The following is a 15,172-nucleotide window of genomic DNA, read 5'->3' on the forward strand; positions in this document are numbered from 1 at the left end:
CTATACTTAAAGTAGTACTATGGAATAATAACCATTAATCACATCAGTATCACCGATGGTCAAAGACTTTTAATGGCATAAAAGAGAGCAATTATATTTGCTCTTCTAAAAAACAGTTATGCAATACATTTATAATTCTATTGGATTTCTCTTAAGTAAAGTATTCCATTATAGATTCAGTGTTTCACTTCAGAATATAGCTAGAGCTTTTCCCTGTGCTTCTTATCAAGAGATTGCATATTATCATAAATACTTTTATAGAAATCTCAGTCGTGTACTAGTTGAAACGCTATTTTCTAAAAGACAATTACTATATCTAACACAAGGAACTAAAGAGGATTTAGAAGAAATCAAAAAAGAAAATAGAAATATAATATTACTCCTTGGTCATTATGGGAATTGGGAATTGATAAGACAATTACCTCTATCTACTGATATACCAATCCAAGCGCTCTATAAACCTCTTAAAAGCAAATACTGGAATCATAGAATAAAAAATAGAAGAGAAAAGAATGGCATTCGTCTTATTCCATCACAAAATGCTTTGCGTATATTACTTAAAGAGAAAGATACAATAAATATGACTGTCTTTATTTCAGATCAGTTTCCTGGAAAGAATAAAGGCATAGAAGTCCAATTTCTAAATCAAAAAACTCATGTGTACACTGGTGCAGAACAAATAGCCAGAAAGCTTAATGCCTATGTAATCTATGGTGAAATATCACCTTTTGGCAATAAAAAATGGCAACTATCTATAAGTACCATTTGTCAAGAAGCTAGAGAAACAAAAGAAGGTTTTATCTCTACTCACTTTACTGAAGAATTAGAAACAAGTATTCGAAAAGATCCATCATTATGGTTATGGTCTCATAAACGATGGAAATAATAGATACAAAAAAGCCTGAGCAATGCTCAGGCTTTCTTTATTCATTTTAATCACCTTAAATGATTAGTTTTTTCCTAAGAAAATTTGGAATCCTAATCCAACTCCTAAACCAGAGAATTTCTCTCCTCCAGTAAAGTTAGCTTTACTATAGCTATATCCTGCAGTTAATTCTAAAGCAACATTACGAGATACGAAGTGAGAGTAACCTCCTTTAATATCAAATGCAAATGAGTTTTTAGTATCTCCATCTTGAGATGCGCCTTTAATTCCGACACCACCTTGTCCAAAGAATCTACCTGTAGCACTAGCTCCTTCTGGGAAGTAGTAACGTCCATAAGGCATAACTACATAACTCCAAATGTTTTTACCATCTTTTACAGTCTGAAGACCACCACCAATTTCAGCTCCTACTGCGAAACCATCAGAAATAAAGTATGCAGCTGTTGGTTTTACTTCAAAACTAAAGCTTTCTGCCTCAAAGTTATATCCAATATTACCTATAGTAGCTCCTACCATCCAGTTTCCTTTTTTAATAGGTGTAGTACCTACTTTTTCAGATAATTTTGGAGTTTCCACGTTGATTTGAGCGTTAGCAGTTGTAATTCCAGCTACTAATAATGCTGCCAATAAAGTAATCTTTTTCATAATTTTTACTGTTTAATTTGTAATCCTTTTACTAGACTAATTAGTATTTGTTTTAATAAAAGCTAAATTAATAAATTTAAACGTATTTATTACTGTTTTTTCAATAATTCTTGTTTTAGTTTAAGGAATTCTATATTTGAACTCATTAAACCATTTATTAAGAACGTTCTAGCTTCTTCAATTTCAATAAAGTCTAGATACTTATACCATCCATCTGTTTCTAGTATTTCTTTGACTTTAGTAATTCTTTTCGCAGTCTCAGAAGCACTTCTCAACACATGGTTTGTATCATTAAGACAACCTTTATGCTTAAAAGTCACATATTTTTTTTCTAGATCTAGAATTATAGCATACAAAGGTTCTTGTTCATTGTTAGGAAAGAAGCTATCCCAAGTGGCATAAGCAAGTGTGTATACACTATTCTTATATTCGTCTGATGTAATCTTCCAACGACAGTTAGCTGCTCTACCCCAGTGATTTGCATATCTTGCCACACCTTTCTCATCGTAATAATACATACTGCCTGTCTTGCTTTTATAGTCAGGTTTTCTCCCTTCAATAAATGACATTGGTATTTCTTGCCATTCGCAATAAGTGTGTTTAAAAAAATTGAATCTACTGTATTTTTTCATTGTTTTAATTAAGCGCTAGTTGATTATTTAGGATAGTAATTCCCAAGGATTCCATTTCTTTTATTGCTTGAGACAAACCGTCTTCAGTAATAGGTTTAGTAGCAAAATTCAGAAAGAATGTTTTGATACCTGCTTCTTGTGCATCTTTGGCGCTAAAATAAACGCAAAATTCAGCAGCTAATCCACATACGTATAACTCTGTTACTTGCTTATCTTTTAAGAAGCCTAAAAGACCTGTGCTATATTGGTGATCATTGTCATAAAAGCCACTGTATGAATCGACTTCTACATTCATTCCTTTTCTAAAAATAGCAGCTACTTTAGTAGTATCCCATTCAGCAGTAAACTCGGCTCCTTTCGTTCCTTGTACACAGTGATCTGGCCAAAGTACCTGTGGTATTCCGTTTAGATTGATTAAATCAAATAAATCGTTGGCTAGATGTTGGCTAGCAAAGCTCTTATGGTTACTTGGATGCCAGTCTTGAGTTGCTATAATTAAATCAAATTGCTCTTGAATTGTATTAATAATCGGAATAATTTTATCACCATCCTTTACTGCTAAACTACCTCCTGGCAAAAAATCATATTGTAAGTCTACTACTAATAATGCTTTCATATCTAGATTTATCTAATTCTGTTGTAGAACAAAAATACTAAAATTAGAAGGATTCAACCTTTTCTTTTAAAAAGTTCTAAACAAATCCTATAACTGTATAAATAGCTTTAAGTATAAACTAAAAAAGGCATTCAATTACTTGAATGCCTTTTTTGTTAGGGTAACTAATGGGTTTCGAACCCACGACCTTCGGAACCACAATCCGACGCTCTAACCAGCTGAGCTATAGCTACCATGTTAAACTGTATTAAAATACTAGGGTAACTAATGGGTTTCGAACCCACGACCTTCGGAACCACAATCCGACGCTCTAACCAGCTGAGCTATAGCTACCATTTAATGATGTAAAGTACTTAGGGTGACTAATGGGGTTCGAACCCACGACCTCCGGAACCACAATCCGGCGCTCTAACCAACTGAGCTATAGTCACCATTTAATGATGTATAAGTACTTAGGGTAACTAATGGGGTTCGAACCCACGACCTCCGGAACCACAATCCGGCGCTCTAACCAGCTGAGCTATAGCTACCATGTTAAACTGTATTAAAATACTAGGGTAACTAATGGGTTTCGAACCCACGACCTTCGGAACCACAATCCGACGCTCTAACCAGCTGAGCTATAGCTACCATGTTTCTGTTTAACGAGTGCAAATTTAGCGATTATTCTATACTTCGCAAGCTTTTTCGCTTATTTTTTACACTAAATTTATATCAAATCTTCTAAAGTATTGACTGCTAAATACCTTTCAACTGTAAAACCTTCAGCAAAATCTTTATTTATTAGTCTTCCTAGGTCCTGCGCACGATAAGTTATGCTATCTAAGAAGTTTTTTGACGTGATTGGAGTACTCGGTTCTTTAGAATTTTGATCAAAGAATTGCGTGCTATATGCCATTACAGAATCAACTTTCTGATCCATGAAGCCAGTTACATCTACAACAAAGTCTGGCTCTATGTTTTTCCATTGAATATAATGATACACAACCTTAGGTCTCCATGCCTCTTGTTCTTCTCCGTCTAAGCTAGTTTCAATCTTTCTCAATCCTGAAAGGAAACAAGCATCAGATACTAGTTTACTCCCTTTTCCATGATCGATATGTCTATCGTCAATAGCATTACACAATACTATCTCTGGACGATACTTACGAATCATTTTAATGATCTCTAATTGATGCTTTTCATCATTGATAAAGAATCCATCTCTAAACTTTAAATTCTCTCTTGCAGACACCCCTAATATAGCAGCAGCATTAGTAGCTTCTACTTTTCTAATCTCTGCAGAACCTCTAGTTCCTAATTCTCCTTGAGTAAGATCAATAATTCCTACTTTTTTCCCTAGAGAAACTTCTTTTGCTATAGTTGCACCACATCCTAATTCTACATCGTCTGGATGAGCTCCAAACGCTAATATATCTAATTTCATTTGTTGTCTTTTATTATTCTATAATTTGAAATTCTTATATAAATACTTGCTTCATGGTAGAAGACTTATTTACTGTTTCTATAAATTCACTTGATGGATCACTATCTATAGTTACTCCACAACCAATATATAGATTAACACTATCCTCTTCTATATTCATACAACGCAAATTTACAAATAGATTCGTTTCATCAGTATTTTCTTGTTCTACATTGCAATTTAATTCTCCTAAATAACCAGCATAATACGCTCTATAATATCCTTCTTCTCTAACCAAAAAGTCTCGTGCAACATCCTTGGGCATCCCACAAACAGCAGGAGTAGGATGAAGTGCTTCAACTATTGGTTTAAGACTATCATCATTTAATGTAGCTGTAATATCTGTACAAATATGCATCACTTTAGCCGCACGTTTAGAGTAAGGTTCCGAAGTTGAAATATTTTGTACGAAGGGCTTTAAAGTTTCTGTAATAAAATCAGTTACAAACAATTGTTCTTCCTGTTCCTTCATCCCCCACTCTACTACTTCTTGCCCATGATTTACTTGTGTACCTGCTAGAGCCATTGTTTTTAAAGTATTGTCCTTTATAGATAGTAGTGTTTCTGGCGTTGCTCCCATCCACAATCCTATTTCCGGATGATATACTAAAGAACAAAATGCAGTTGGATAAATATTACACAATTTATTGAATAACTGCCCTAAATCCTCTACTTGATAAGGAACATTTTCCTTTCGAGATGGAACTACTTTTCCGAATTGTTTATCTTTAATAGCATTTACACAACGCTTTACAAGATCTTCAAAGTCCTCTTTAGCTTTCTGATCATCATAATTAAGTACAACTTCAGGAAGGTCAAAAGCAATATCTTGTTGTGCTTCTTTTATAATAGCAGACTCTGCTAATGGAATATAAAATCGTGTTCCTTCAGCAAAAGGTGCAAATACAAAACCTTGTTCTTCAAATGTTTCTACCTTATGAAGAGCATACGTTTTTTGAAATAACCCTACTATTGTTTTAGAATTTGGTTTGCGATAGACAGCAAAAGGCTTTTGATCAGCGTACTGCTTTGCTAAGCATTTAAATAAATACATCTTTTATGTTGATTTGTTTTTCTGTGCTTTTGTTACTTTGTTTTTGCTCCACGAATTACACTCTTAAATTTACATCATCCTCATCACAAAAGACCAAAATAACAAAATCACTTTAATTATTTATCGATAACGATATTTGTAATCTTACAGATAGATACCAATACATCATTCTCATCTGTTATTCTTATTTCCCATAAGTGCAGTGTGCGTCCTCTGTGTAATAATCTAGCTGTTCCGATTACATAGCCAGAACGCTTACTCTTAACGTGATTAGCAGAAATCTCAATCCCTCTTATCTCTTGCTTACTAGGATCGATTAACATTAAAGAAGCTCCGCTACCTAAACTTTCTGCTAAAGCTACAGAGGCCCCTCCATGTAAGAGTCCCATAGGTTGGTGTACCCTTGGATTAACAGGCATTTTTGCTACTAAGAAGTCAGGTCCTGCATCTATATATTCTATTTCTAATGTTTCCATCAGTGTATTCTTACACACCTTAGCATACATGGCTAATAACTCTTCTTTATTAAAGTCTTTCATATTCTTTTTGCTCATTGTTTGTTAGAAGTTTAAAAACATAGGTCAAGCGATAGTTTAACTAGAAGAATTGAGTTTAAAAAATCGCTGTTTAAATATACTCCTCCAAAATTATAGATTAATAACTAAAACTATTGAAATAATAGCTCTAATCCCTATTATTTATCATATGAGGTTCATCTAGTGGGATTAAAATTAAAAGAAAATAACTCTTGATTTCTTAAAAATATTATAATTGTTTTGAATTTGGCTTAGTCAGCATTTTTAATGACTTCTATCAGTTAGTTCTATCCTATTTTTTTAGTAATTTTACCTCCTTGATTATAACGATACTATTTACAACAAAATAATGGAAGATATCCAACAAGAAGTTTTCAATGCATACGAAGTCATCAAAAATGGCGGAATTATATTATACCCTACTGATACTGTATGGGGAATAGGATGTGATGCAAATAACCCTGAAGCTATCAAAAAAATATATGCACTTAAGAAACGTGCAGAATCAAAAAGTATGATTGTCTTAGTAAATGAGAGAATATTCCACAGAGTATTCAATTCTCCACCAGCTGTGACGTGGGATATCTTAGACTGCAGTGAGAAACCTACTACTTTAATCTTAGACAACCCTAAGTATGTAGCTAAAGAAGTAGTATCAGCTGATAACTCTTTAGGAGTTCGTATTGTAGAAGAACCTTTTTGCTTTAGATTAATTGAAAAAATGAAATCACCTTTGGTTTCTACTTCAGCTAATATTAGTGGAGAACCTTCTCCTGCTAACTTTAGCGAAATTAGTAAAGAGATTATCGAGGGAGTTGATTATGTAGTTAACCTACGTCAAAAGGATACAAAGCCTGCAAAACCTTCTACAATTATTAAATTAAAAGATAATAGCCTAGTTACTATCATTAGAAAATAGTATCTCCTATTGAATATATTATGACTGAAACCCCAATATATAAAGAAGCCATTACACATCCTATATTTGACTATATCTCTAAAGCAGCAGAAAGTTTAAATGTAGATAGCTATGTAATTGGTGGATTTGTAAGAGATTTTTTATTAAAAAGAGATTCTAAAAAAGATATTGATATCGTTGCTGTAGGTAGTGGTATCGAATTAGCTTTAAAAGTATCTGAATTACTTCCTAACAAACCTAAAGTACAAGTTTTTAAAAACTACGGGACGGCAATGTTGCGTTATGATGACATTGATATTGAGTTTGTTGGAGCAAGAAAAGAGTCATATCACTTCGACAGTAGAAAGCCTGTTGTAGAAGATGGTACATTAGAAGACGACCAGAATAGACGTGACTTTACTATCAATGCCTTAGCAATATCTCTTAAGAAAGAAACTTATGGAGAGTTAGTAGACCCTTTTAATGGGGTTGCTGATTTAGCTAATAAAATTATTCGCACTCCTCTAGATCCAGATATTACGTATTCTGATGATCCATTGCGTATGATGAGAGCCATTCGCTTTGCAACTCAACTAGATTTTATGATAGAACAAAATTCTCTTGATTCTATCACTGCTAATCACAAGAGATTAGAGATTATCTCTGGAGAGCGTATCGTAGATGAGCTAAATAAGATATTAATGTCTAAAAAGCCTTCTAAAGGATTCTTATTACTTTATAAAACAGGTTTACTTGATTTAATTTTACCTGAGCTTACTGCTCTTAACCAAGTAGAAGAAATAGAAGGACATACACATAAAAATAACTTTTATCACTCTCTAGAAGTAGTAGATAATATCTGCCCTAATACAGATGACTTATGGCTTAGATGGTCTGCCTTACTTCACGATATTGGAAAAGCTCCTACTAAGCGCTTTTCTAAAAAACAGGGATGGACATTCCATGGACATGAATTCCTTGGTGGTAAAATGGTAAAAAAGATCTTTATGAGATTACATATGCCATTAAACCAGAAGATGAAATTCGTACAGAAAATGGTCATCATGAGTTCAAGACCTATTGTTCTTGCTCAAAAAGAAGTAACTGACTCAGCTGTAAGAAGATTAGTATTCGATGCAGGGGAAAATGTAGAAGATTTAATGATTCTATGTGAAGCTGATATTACTACTAAAAACCCTTCTAAGTTTAAGAAATATCACAACAACTTTAAAATAGTTAGAGATAAAATAGTTGAAGTGGAAGAACGCGATCACGTACGTAACTTTCAACCTCCTATTACTGGAGAAGAGATTATGGCGATTTATGACCTTAAACCATGTCGAGAAATCGGTATGATTAAAGAAGCTATCAAAGAGGCTATTTTAGAAGGTGTTATTCCTAATGAATACGATGCGGCTTTTGAATTCATGAAAGCTAAAGCGTCTAAAATGGGACTTGAAATTGTAAATAAATAATAAAAATAATGAGAAACTATTTTTTGCCATTAGCTAAAGTATCTCTTGTACTAGTTTATCTAGTAATCTTTGCAGGTGCAGCAGTAAGAATGACAGGCTCAGGAATGGGATGTCCGGATTGGCCAAAGTGTTTTGGATATTACATCCCTCCTACAGAAGAACAAACTATCACGTGGGAACCGAATAGAGAATACGAAAAAGGACAAATGATCATACATGATCAAAGTCTGTGGAGAGCAAAAGAAACTTTTACAACCACAGATACCTATAATGAAAGTCATTGGGATAAATATACTCGTCATGATTATGCTGAGTTTAATGCTAAACACACTTGGACCGAATATGTAAATAGACTTTGTGGTGCATTAGCAGGATTAGCTTGTCTAGCAATGGCTATAGCTTCATTTTCTTTCTGGAGAGACCGCAAAGGTTTAGTATTAGCGTCTTGGTTAGTTGTATTCTTAATGGGATTCCAAGCTTGGTTAGGTGCTACTGTAGTATACTCAGTACTAAACCCTATCAAGATTACAGTACACATGGTAATGGCTTTAGTTATTGTTGCTATTATTATCGGAATCATTAAAAGTGCTAAAAAAGAAACTGAAATTAAAAAGTACAACGGTACATTTAGAAGTTTATTGGTAGTTTCTCTTATTTTCACGCTTGTACAAGTAGTTTTAGGAACACAGGTACGTGAATTTATTGACGAACAGGTACAAGCAGGTATAGGGAATGAATATTTATGGTTAAATAATCCTACTGTAGAATTCTATATCCACCGTAGTTTCTCTTTCATAGTAATGTTTTTGAATATGTATCTGTTTTATATTAACAGAAGATCTAATTTAGGTTTCGATAAGATGAAATGGGTAATGGTACTATTAATTCTAGAGATATTCACTGGTATTATGATGTATTACGTTCATTTCCCATTCGGAACTCAAGCAGCTCACCTAGTATTAGCGTCTATCCTTTTTGGAGTTCAATTCCAATTAATTTTAGAAGCAAGAAGATGTTATCACTGTGGTAAAAGTAATCTAGACTAAAAGATATAGTCATATAATAAAAAGGGAGAGGTAAAATGATATCATTTTACCTCTCCCTTTTTTATTTAAGATCAATAACTATTTCGTTGAATAAATTGACTTGTAACTTTAGCGACATGCTCTAAATGATTAGGCAATGTTTCTTCTGTATAAGGGTGTCTAGAACCAAATACATGATCTGCCTCGTCTACTACATCCAAAAGAGAATTAGATATCCATTGATGTAGTAATTGAGCTTCTTTTAACGGTACTGCAGGATCATTAGTCCCCTGTACTATTAAAGTAGGTTTCTTTAAATTTTGAGCAGCTTTCTGTACGTTTAAGACTGTTTCATTTTGTTCATAATCTTCCCAAAAAGTAAAGTAGTGTGGCATTTGCTGTTTTGTTCTACCGTTTTCACTATAAAAGACTCCTTTTGCTTTCCATTCTTCAAATCGATCTCCTTTAGGAAATCTCTTTCTGTAATCTGATACTCCTGCCCAGGTAATAACCCCTTTTACATCTGGATTATAATAACCTTGCAGAATAACAGTTCCTCCTCCTCTACTATGTCCTATTAGATAAATATTCTCTTTATCTACTTCCGGCTTTGTTTTATAATATTCTATCACACTTGTCAGATCGCGTTGTTCTTGAGAGTAAGTATTGTCCCCAAAAGCTTCTAGATCATCAAATTCAGAAGGCTTATCTATGGTTGTACCATTTAATGAGAAATTAAATTTAACCACATAACATCCTGTCTCTGCAATATAATCCATGGCTTTATTCCATGCCCCCCAATCTTTAAACCCCTTATATCCGTGACAGAAAATTACCAGTGGTAATGAACTACCTAATCTAGGATAGCTACTGTCTGAAAGAAAAGGACGGACAGTTCCTTCTATTAATACTTCTTCTTTTATTAAGTCTTTAGTCATATCTTTTTTTGTTTTTTAACACTCATAATACTAATTTTAAAAAAAGTTTAAAATTTAAAGACTTAAATTCGTCTTTAAACTTAAAAAATATTATTACCTAAAATCTATTATTATGAATGTATTTAAAAAGTTAATTCTTTTACCTAAAACTTTTACAGTTCTAGTTTTAGCCGCTGTGTTATTCTTTTCAAGTAGTACAATAAACGCACAAGATAAAGAGGGTTTGAATATTAAGAGTACTACAATAGAATACCATATCAGCAAGAATACTAAAGATAGTGAATTAGATGAGATTAAAAAAGAAGTTAATAATGAAAAGATAGCGAACCTTACTTTCTCAAATATAAAGAGGAATGCTAAAGGAGAACTTATTTCTCTTAAAACAAGCTTTAAAGATGGAAGAGGATCTTCTCAACAAAAGTCAGAATATAACTCTAATGGAATAGCGGATTTCACAGTTAAAATACATCAAAACGAATCAGGTGAACGTTATTTAGAGTTAGGCAATCGTTCAAATTCAGTATTAAATATTGCCAAAGACCCTCATGCTGGTAGAGCGTTATATTCCGATGAGTTAGATAAAGAATACGAAGAATTCTTTGCGCAAGATTTTATGCAATTAATGAAAGGTATACAAGAGGATATGAAAGCTCAACAAGACCTGTTCCTTAATTTGCTACGTGAACATGAAGAAGCAAATACAAAAGAGAAATCGGATCCTAAAGAGTCAATTAATAAGTAATAATATATCATTAGATATCTTACTAAGTAGCACTAATCCCTATGCGAATCATTGCATAGGGATTAGTGCTACTTATTTTTTTACTATATATTTAGTAACTATACCAGTATTAGTAATAAGCTTAAGTATATATGTTCCTCTATTAATAAAATCAAAAGATATTGATGACTCCTTGAGTTTAAGAAAAGATTTGATTAATCTACCATTTAGATCATAGACATAAGCATCATAAAGCGTTATCTTCTCAGAATCATAATTGAGATAAAGGTTCTTCTCTACAGGATTAGGCCATACAACAATATCAATACTCTCTATATTTTGATTTACTATTTCTTGACGATTCAGAGTTTCATAAGTGTCTGATTTAACCTCGTTGATAGATATCGGATTTTTAGAAGATATAATTAAAGAATACTCTTGAACCCCTCTTGGCATAAGGTAATTCTTATTACTAATCATGACAGTACTTTCTCCTTTAGGAAGTTTCTTTCTAGTGATACGCTCTACATTATCCACATCATTATCTTTTTCTACAGCCACAGGGTTACTCATATCTTTCTTTAATGCCCAAGGGTAGTATTCTTTCTCTGCTGTCTTAATTCTCAAATCTAAATCATTAACTAATACAGATTTATAACTAGCACTAGACAGATGACTATAATCAAAAGGGAACGCCTCATCTGTCCATACTAGCGTAGCTTCGATTTCATTATCAGTATAATCATTATTAATAATATATTTCTTCCCCTTTTTTGTCTCTAATTTATGTTCTATAAAAAAGCTCTTTTGCTTAGTAGTGTTTTCTAATAAGGTTATAGCCTTATCTATATCCACTGCTCCCCATCCATAAATAGGATTTGGGCCTTCGCCTAAATATTTTGTTTTACCTGTTTTCTTATCATACACATTGGTTAAGGAGTAAGCTGTATGGATAAGAATTGCTTTTATAGAGGCAGATTTTAGAGGGGCTTTAAAAGTCTCTTTACTCCATTCCTGCAGTAGTGCAACTAATGAAGTGACCACTGGTGAGGCCATAGAGGTTCCTGATAAATAATTGTATCTATTGGTTCTTATAATATGATTATCTGTTTTAGAATAATCATTTATAGTAGAGTATAGACCTTCTCCTTTTGCTACCAAATCAGGTTTTATTCTAAAATCTTTAGTTGGTCCATAACTACTACTAGCAGCTATATTTACATTATTTAGTACATTATCATCTCCTAATTGTTCTAAAGAACCTACTAATAAAGCATTTTTAGCCATAGCTATCCCTATTAGATTATTGTATTCTGATCCATTGGGATTTAAAACAGATGCATAGAGATGATTATTTCCTGCAGCAATAACAGGAAGATAGCTTTTATAAAAAGAAGTAACACGATCAAAGCCTTCTGCCTTCCAATCATAGACACCGATTAAACGAGGATCTACAACCAACTGACCACTAATCCCTACTGCTACTGTACCATAAGAGTGATTGCTCGTAAGAGCTCCATATTTAGCTAGTTCTACCATATTTACATCATCACTTCGCCAATTATAAGAGTAAAGACTAACATTAGGAGCCAATCCTTTAGCTTCAGATTCTATTCCTTTAGAAAAAATAGTTCCTGTAACATGCGTAGAATGCTCCTGAGCTAGCTGAAATATACGTCTTTCTTTTAATGGCGCATCATCAGGTACAACATCTGACTGTATATAAATCTTATAATGTCTATCTCTAAACTCATCGTGCTTTTTAAAAACAGGCGTTGCATCAAAGACCCCAATAATCACATTCTTACCTGTAAGGTTAAGATTGTGTTTTCCCCCTTTTTGGACACTAGCTATATTAGCTAACTGCCCTGCTCTCGCATTAAAAGTTTGATAATATATAGGTGTCTGATCAGGATAAACATCTACCAATTCATTATAGTCTCCCTCTTTAGAAAAATAACTATATGCTATTTGCTTCTCGTTTATCAACTTGGTTATTCTTTCTTGACGAAGAATATGTTGATATTTTAAATCTGCTAACAGTTCACGCTCAGTGAACATACTTCTAGCAATAATAATGTCTTTAGTAATCGAATCATTTTGCGCAAATGAAATACTATAAAAACACAATAAGGATAAAGTAATTAATTTTTTCATGGCGTTTCGTTTTATTGTCACCATGAAGAGCCCAAAGCTTATGCCTTACAATGTTAATTGTTTCAATTCATACAGTAACTCTTATATAATATTTGAATTGCTGTATGATTTGTATAAATTGAATATTATATAAGAGTTATTCTTTGGCTTTATTCCAATATTGATCTAATTCTTGAAGAGTTACATCTTCAAATCCTCCTTTTTCCTGATTAACTAATTCCTCAACAATATTAAAACGAGAAATAAATTTACTATTAGACCTAGCTAAAGCTTTTTCTGGATCGATTCCTTTATGACGAGCATAGTTAATTAGTGTAAATAAGATATCTCCAAACTCCTCCTCCATTAAGTCTTGATTGTCTGCCTTTACTTCTACTTTAAATTCTTCTATCTCCTCCTCTACTTTGTTCCAAACATCACTAGCATCATCCCAATCAAATCCTACTCCACTTGCTTTTTGTTGGATTCTATACGCTTTTATTAATGCAGGTAATGCCTTAGGTACACCTGATAACACTGTTCTATTGCCTTCTTTTAATTTTAGCTTTTCCCAATTAGCGAGTACTTCTTTCTCTGATTCTGCCTTTGTGTCCCCATAAATATGTGGGTGTCTAAAGATTAATTTCTCAGAAATACTATCTGCTATATCTTTAATATCAAACAACGATTGTTCACTACCTATCTTTGCATAAAAGATAATATGCATCAATAAGTCGCCTAACTCTTTCTTCATTTCATTAGTATCTTCTTCAGTAATAGCATCTACTAACTCATAAACCTCTTCTACTGTAAGGTTTTTTAAACTCTCGAAAGTTTGTTTTTTATCCCAAGGGCATTTTACTCTCAATTCATCTAATATTGTCAATAAGCGATCTACAGCTTGCAATTGTTCTTCTCTTGTATGCATAACTCTACCTTTTTAGCTAAAAATAAAAAAAAGCCCGCTTATTACAAAGCGGGCTTGATACATATAATTTATATTAAATTATTTTGCTTCAGTTTCTGCAGCAGCTTGAGTAAAAGCTTCAGCAATTAATCCTCTTCTTTGAAGGATATTGTACCAGTTTAATACTTTCTTGATATCAGAAACGTATACTCTTTCTTCATCAAATTCTGGTAATACTTCTCTGAAGTATGCTACTAATGTAGGATTATCTTCTTTATGAGAAATAGCTTCACCATTGTTTTCTTTTGTAGCAATGTTTCTGAAAACTTCAAATAACTTTACTTCTTCATTGTAAGTATAGATAGAAATTTCTGATAGTAAACTAACGTTGTTTCTTAATCCTACTGTACTTTTTTTCCCATCAGCCAATGATTCAGCGATAAATCCTGTACGAGTTTGTACTAGTAACTCATATAAACCTGGTTTTCCCGAAATAGCTAAAACTTTTTCTAAACTCATTTTTGTCTAAATTTTACTTTAAGAGTCGCAAATATCTTAAATTGTTATTAATAATCAAGTTATTTATCTACCTTTTTTCTTAGTTAATTTCATTTTATAATCTGTAAATATTTTTCCTTCAAGGATATTATTTAACTTTTTAGAAATTAACTTCTTTTTTAAGATAGATATTTTATCTGTAAACAGCACACCTTCAATGTGATCGTACTCATGTTGGATAACACGTGCAGCAAGACCATCAAATTCTTCTACATGTTTAACGAAGTTTTCGTCAAAATATTCTATTTGTATCTTAGATTTTCTTTTAACTGGTTCGTGAACGTCTGGAATACTCAAACATCCTTCATTAAAAGACCACTCTTCTCCTTCTTCTTTTAAAATCTTAGCATTTATAAATGTTCTTTTAAAAGTAGTTAAAAAAGCTATTTCTTCTTCTGTATTCCCGTCCATTTCTGCAAAAGGAGCTGTATCTACAACGAATAATCTAATAGGTAATCCTACCTGAGGTGCTGCCAATCCTACTCCATGTGCTCCGTACATTGTGTCGTACATATTAGCTATTAGCTCTTGTAAGTTTGGATAGTCTTTAGTAATATCCTCTCCTACTTTACGTAGAACAGCATCACCGTATCCAACTATTGATAATATCATGTCTTCTTATTTTATTCTAAAGGTGCAAAAATACTCAAAAATAAATGAATAAATAATACTACAAATTA

At 32.8% G+C, this 15,172-nt stretch carries 16 protein-coding genes and 5 tRNA genes; 5 read left to right on the forward strand and 16 right to left on the reverse strand.

Annotated elements, in window-relative coordinates; all coding sequences use genetic code 11:
* Nucleotides 1–118: 118 nt before the first annotated feature.
* Nucleotides 119–886 (forward strand): lysophospholipid acyltransferase family protein, encoded by a 768-nt coding sequence (locus MPR_RS09025; protein ID WP_041891781.1) that lies wholly within the window; start codon nt 119–121, stop codon nt 884–886.
* A gap of 63 nt (nt 887–949) precedes the next feature.
* On the opposite strand, the gene MPR_RS09030 is transcribed toward MPR_RS09025, so the two are convergent.
* The 11 genes from MPR_RS09030 to MPR_RS09080 all read right to left on the reverse strand — a co-directional run bounded on the left by MPR_RS09030 (nt 950) and on the right by MPR_RS09080 (nt 5,837).
* The gene (locus MPR_RS09030) at nt 950–1,531 is read right to left on the reverse strand and encodes a hypothetical protein (RefSeq protein ID WP_041891783.1); all 582 of its coding nucleotides are present in this window, start codon (nt 1,529–1,531) and stop codon (nt 950–952) included.
* Nucleotides 1,532–1,620: 89 nt separating this feature from the next.
* On the reverse strand, nt 1,621–2,163 hold the full coding sequence (locus MPR_RS09035; RefSeq protein ID WP_041891786.1) for a hypothetical protein: 543 nt from the start codon (nt 2,161–2,163) through the stop codon (nt 1,621–1,623).
* A gap of 4 nt (nt 2,164–2,167) precedes the next feature.
* A complete protein-coding gene (gene pncA, locus MPR_RS09040; RefSeq protein WP_041891788.1) occupies nt 2,168–2,779 on the reverse strand; it encodes a bifunctional nicotinamidase/pyrazinamidase in 612 nt (203 codons plus the stop codon).
* A 159-nt stretch (nt 2,780–2,938) separates the two neighbouring features.
* Nucleotides 2,939–3,012 (reverse strand) — tRNA-His (locus MPR_RS09045).
* Between the two features lie 26 nt (nt 3,013–3,038).
* Nucleotides 3,039–3,112: transfer RNA gene (locus MPR_RS09050), tRNA-His, on the reverse strand.
* A gap of 24 nt (nt 3,113–3,136) precedes the next feature.
* Nucleotides 3,137–3,210: transfer RNA gene (locus tag MPR_RS09055), tRNA-His, on the reverse strand.
* A 25-nt stretch (nt 3,211–3,235) separates the two neighbouring features.
* Nucleotides 3,236–3,309: transfer RNA gene (locus MPR_RS09060), tRNA-His, on the reverse strand.
* A 26-nt stretch (nt 3,310–3,335) separates the two neighbouring features.
* Nucleotides 3,336–3,409, reverse strand: a tRNA-His gene (locus tag MPR_RS09065).
* A gap of 79 nt (nt 3,410–3,488) precedes the next feature.
* A complete protein-coding gene (gene bshB1, locus MPR_RS09070) occupies nt 3,489–4,205 on the reverse strand; it encodes a bacillithiol biosynthesis deacetylase BshB1 (protein ID WP_041891790.1) in 717 nt (238 codons plus the stop codon).
* A gap of 34 nt (nt 4,206–4,239) precedes the next feature.
* Nucleotides 4,240–5,298: a chorismate-binding protein gene (locus MPR_RS09075; protein ID WP_041891793.1), complete on the reverse strand. Its 1,059-nt coding sequence runs from the start codon at nt 5,296–5,298 to the stop codon at nt 4,240–4,242.
* 116 nt (nt 5,299–5,414) lie between these two features.
* A complete protein-coding gene (locus MPR_RS09080) occupies nt 5,415–5,837 on the reverse strand; it encodes a PaaI family thioesterase (RefSeq protein WP_139177107.1) in 423 nt (140 codons plus the stop codon).
* 346 nt (nt 5,838–6,183) lie between these two features.
* Between MPR_RS09080 and MPR_RS09085 the strand changes: the two genes are divergently transcribed.
* The 3 genes from MPR_RS09085 to MPR_RS09095 are packed head-to-tail and all read left to right on the forward strand — an operon-like array spanning nt 6,184 to nt 9,253.
* Complete coding sequence (locus MPR_RS09085; RefSeq protein WP_041891800.1) at nt 6,184–6,753, forward strand: L-threonylcarbamoyladenylate synthase; 570 nt, start codon at nt 6,184–6,186, stop codon at nt 6,751–6,753.
* 20 nt (nt 6,754–6,773) lie between these two features.
* Nucleotides 6,774–8,207 (forward strand): CCA tRNA nucleotidyltransferase, encoded by a 1,434-nt coding sequence (locus MPR_RS09090; RefSeq protein ID WP_041891803.1) that lies wholly within the window; start codon nt 6,774–6,776, stop codon nt 8,205–8,207.
* A gap of 8 nt (nt 8,208–8,215) precedes the next feature.
* Nucleotides 8,216–9,253 carry a COX15/CtaA family protein gene (locus MPR_RS09095; protein ID WP_041891805.1) on the forward strand — a complete coding sequence of 346 codons (1,038 nt, stop codon included), beginning with the start codon at nt 8,216–8,218 and terminating at the stop codon, nt 9,251–9,253.
* Between the two features lie 71 nt (nt 9,254–9,324).
* Here MPR_RS09095 and MPR_RS09100 read toward each other — a convergent pair whose 3' ends face one another.
* Nucleotides 9,325–10,170, reverse strand: a complete 846-nt coding sequence (locus MPR_RS09100; RefSeq protein ID WP_041891808.1) for an alpha/beta hydrolase family protein — start codon at nt 10,168–10,170, stop codon at nt 9,325–9,327.
* A gap of 112 nt (nt 10,171–10,282) precedes the next feature.
* On the opposite strand from MPR_RS09100, the gene MPR_RS09105 reads away from it, so the two are divergent.
* On the forward strand, nt 10,283–10,912 hold the full coding sequence (locus MPR_RS09105) for a hypothetical protein (protein WP_041891812.1): 630 nt from the start codon (nt 10,283–10,285) through the stop codon (nt 10,910–10,912).
* A 72-nt stretch (nt 10,913–10,984) separates the two neighbouring features.
* Here MPR_RS09105 and MPR_RS09110 read toward each other — a convergent pair whose 3' ends face one another.
* The 4 genes from MPR_RS09110 to def form a co-directional block, all read right to left on the reverse strand.
* A complete protein-coding gene (locus MPR_RS09110) occupies nt 10,985–13,048 on the reverse strand; it encodes a S8 family serine peptidase (RefSeq protein ID WP_041891815.1) in 2,064 nt (687 codons plus the stop codon).
* Nucleotides 13,049–13,184: 136 nt separating this feature from the next.
* The gene (gene mazG / locus MPR_RS09115; protein ID WP_041891816.1) at nt 13,185–13,955 is read right to left on the reverse strand and encodes a nucleoside triphosphate pyrophosphohydrolase; all 771 of its coding nucleotides are present in this window, start codon (nt 13,953–13,955) and stop codon (nt 13,185–13,187) included.
* Nucleotides 13,956–14,033: 78 nt separating this feature from the next.
* A complete protein-coding gene (locus MPR_RS09120; RefSeq protein ID WP_041891819.1) occupies nt 14,034–14,453 on the reverse strand; it encodes a DUF5606 family protein in 420 nt (139 codons plus the stop codon).
* A 63-nt stretch (nt 14,454–14,516) separates the two neighbouring features.
* Entirely contained in the window at nt 14,517–15,104 is a 588-nt protein-coding gene (gene def, locus MPR_RS09125; protein WP_006258863.1) for a peptide deformylase, read from the reverse strand.
* Nucleotides 15,105–15,172 lie beyond the last annotated feature (68 nt).

This window comes from Myroides profundi (assembly GCF_000833025.1).
Lineage (GTDB): Bacteria > Bacteroidota > Bacteroidia > Flavobacteriales > Flavobacteriaceae > Flavobacterium > Flavobacterium profundi_A.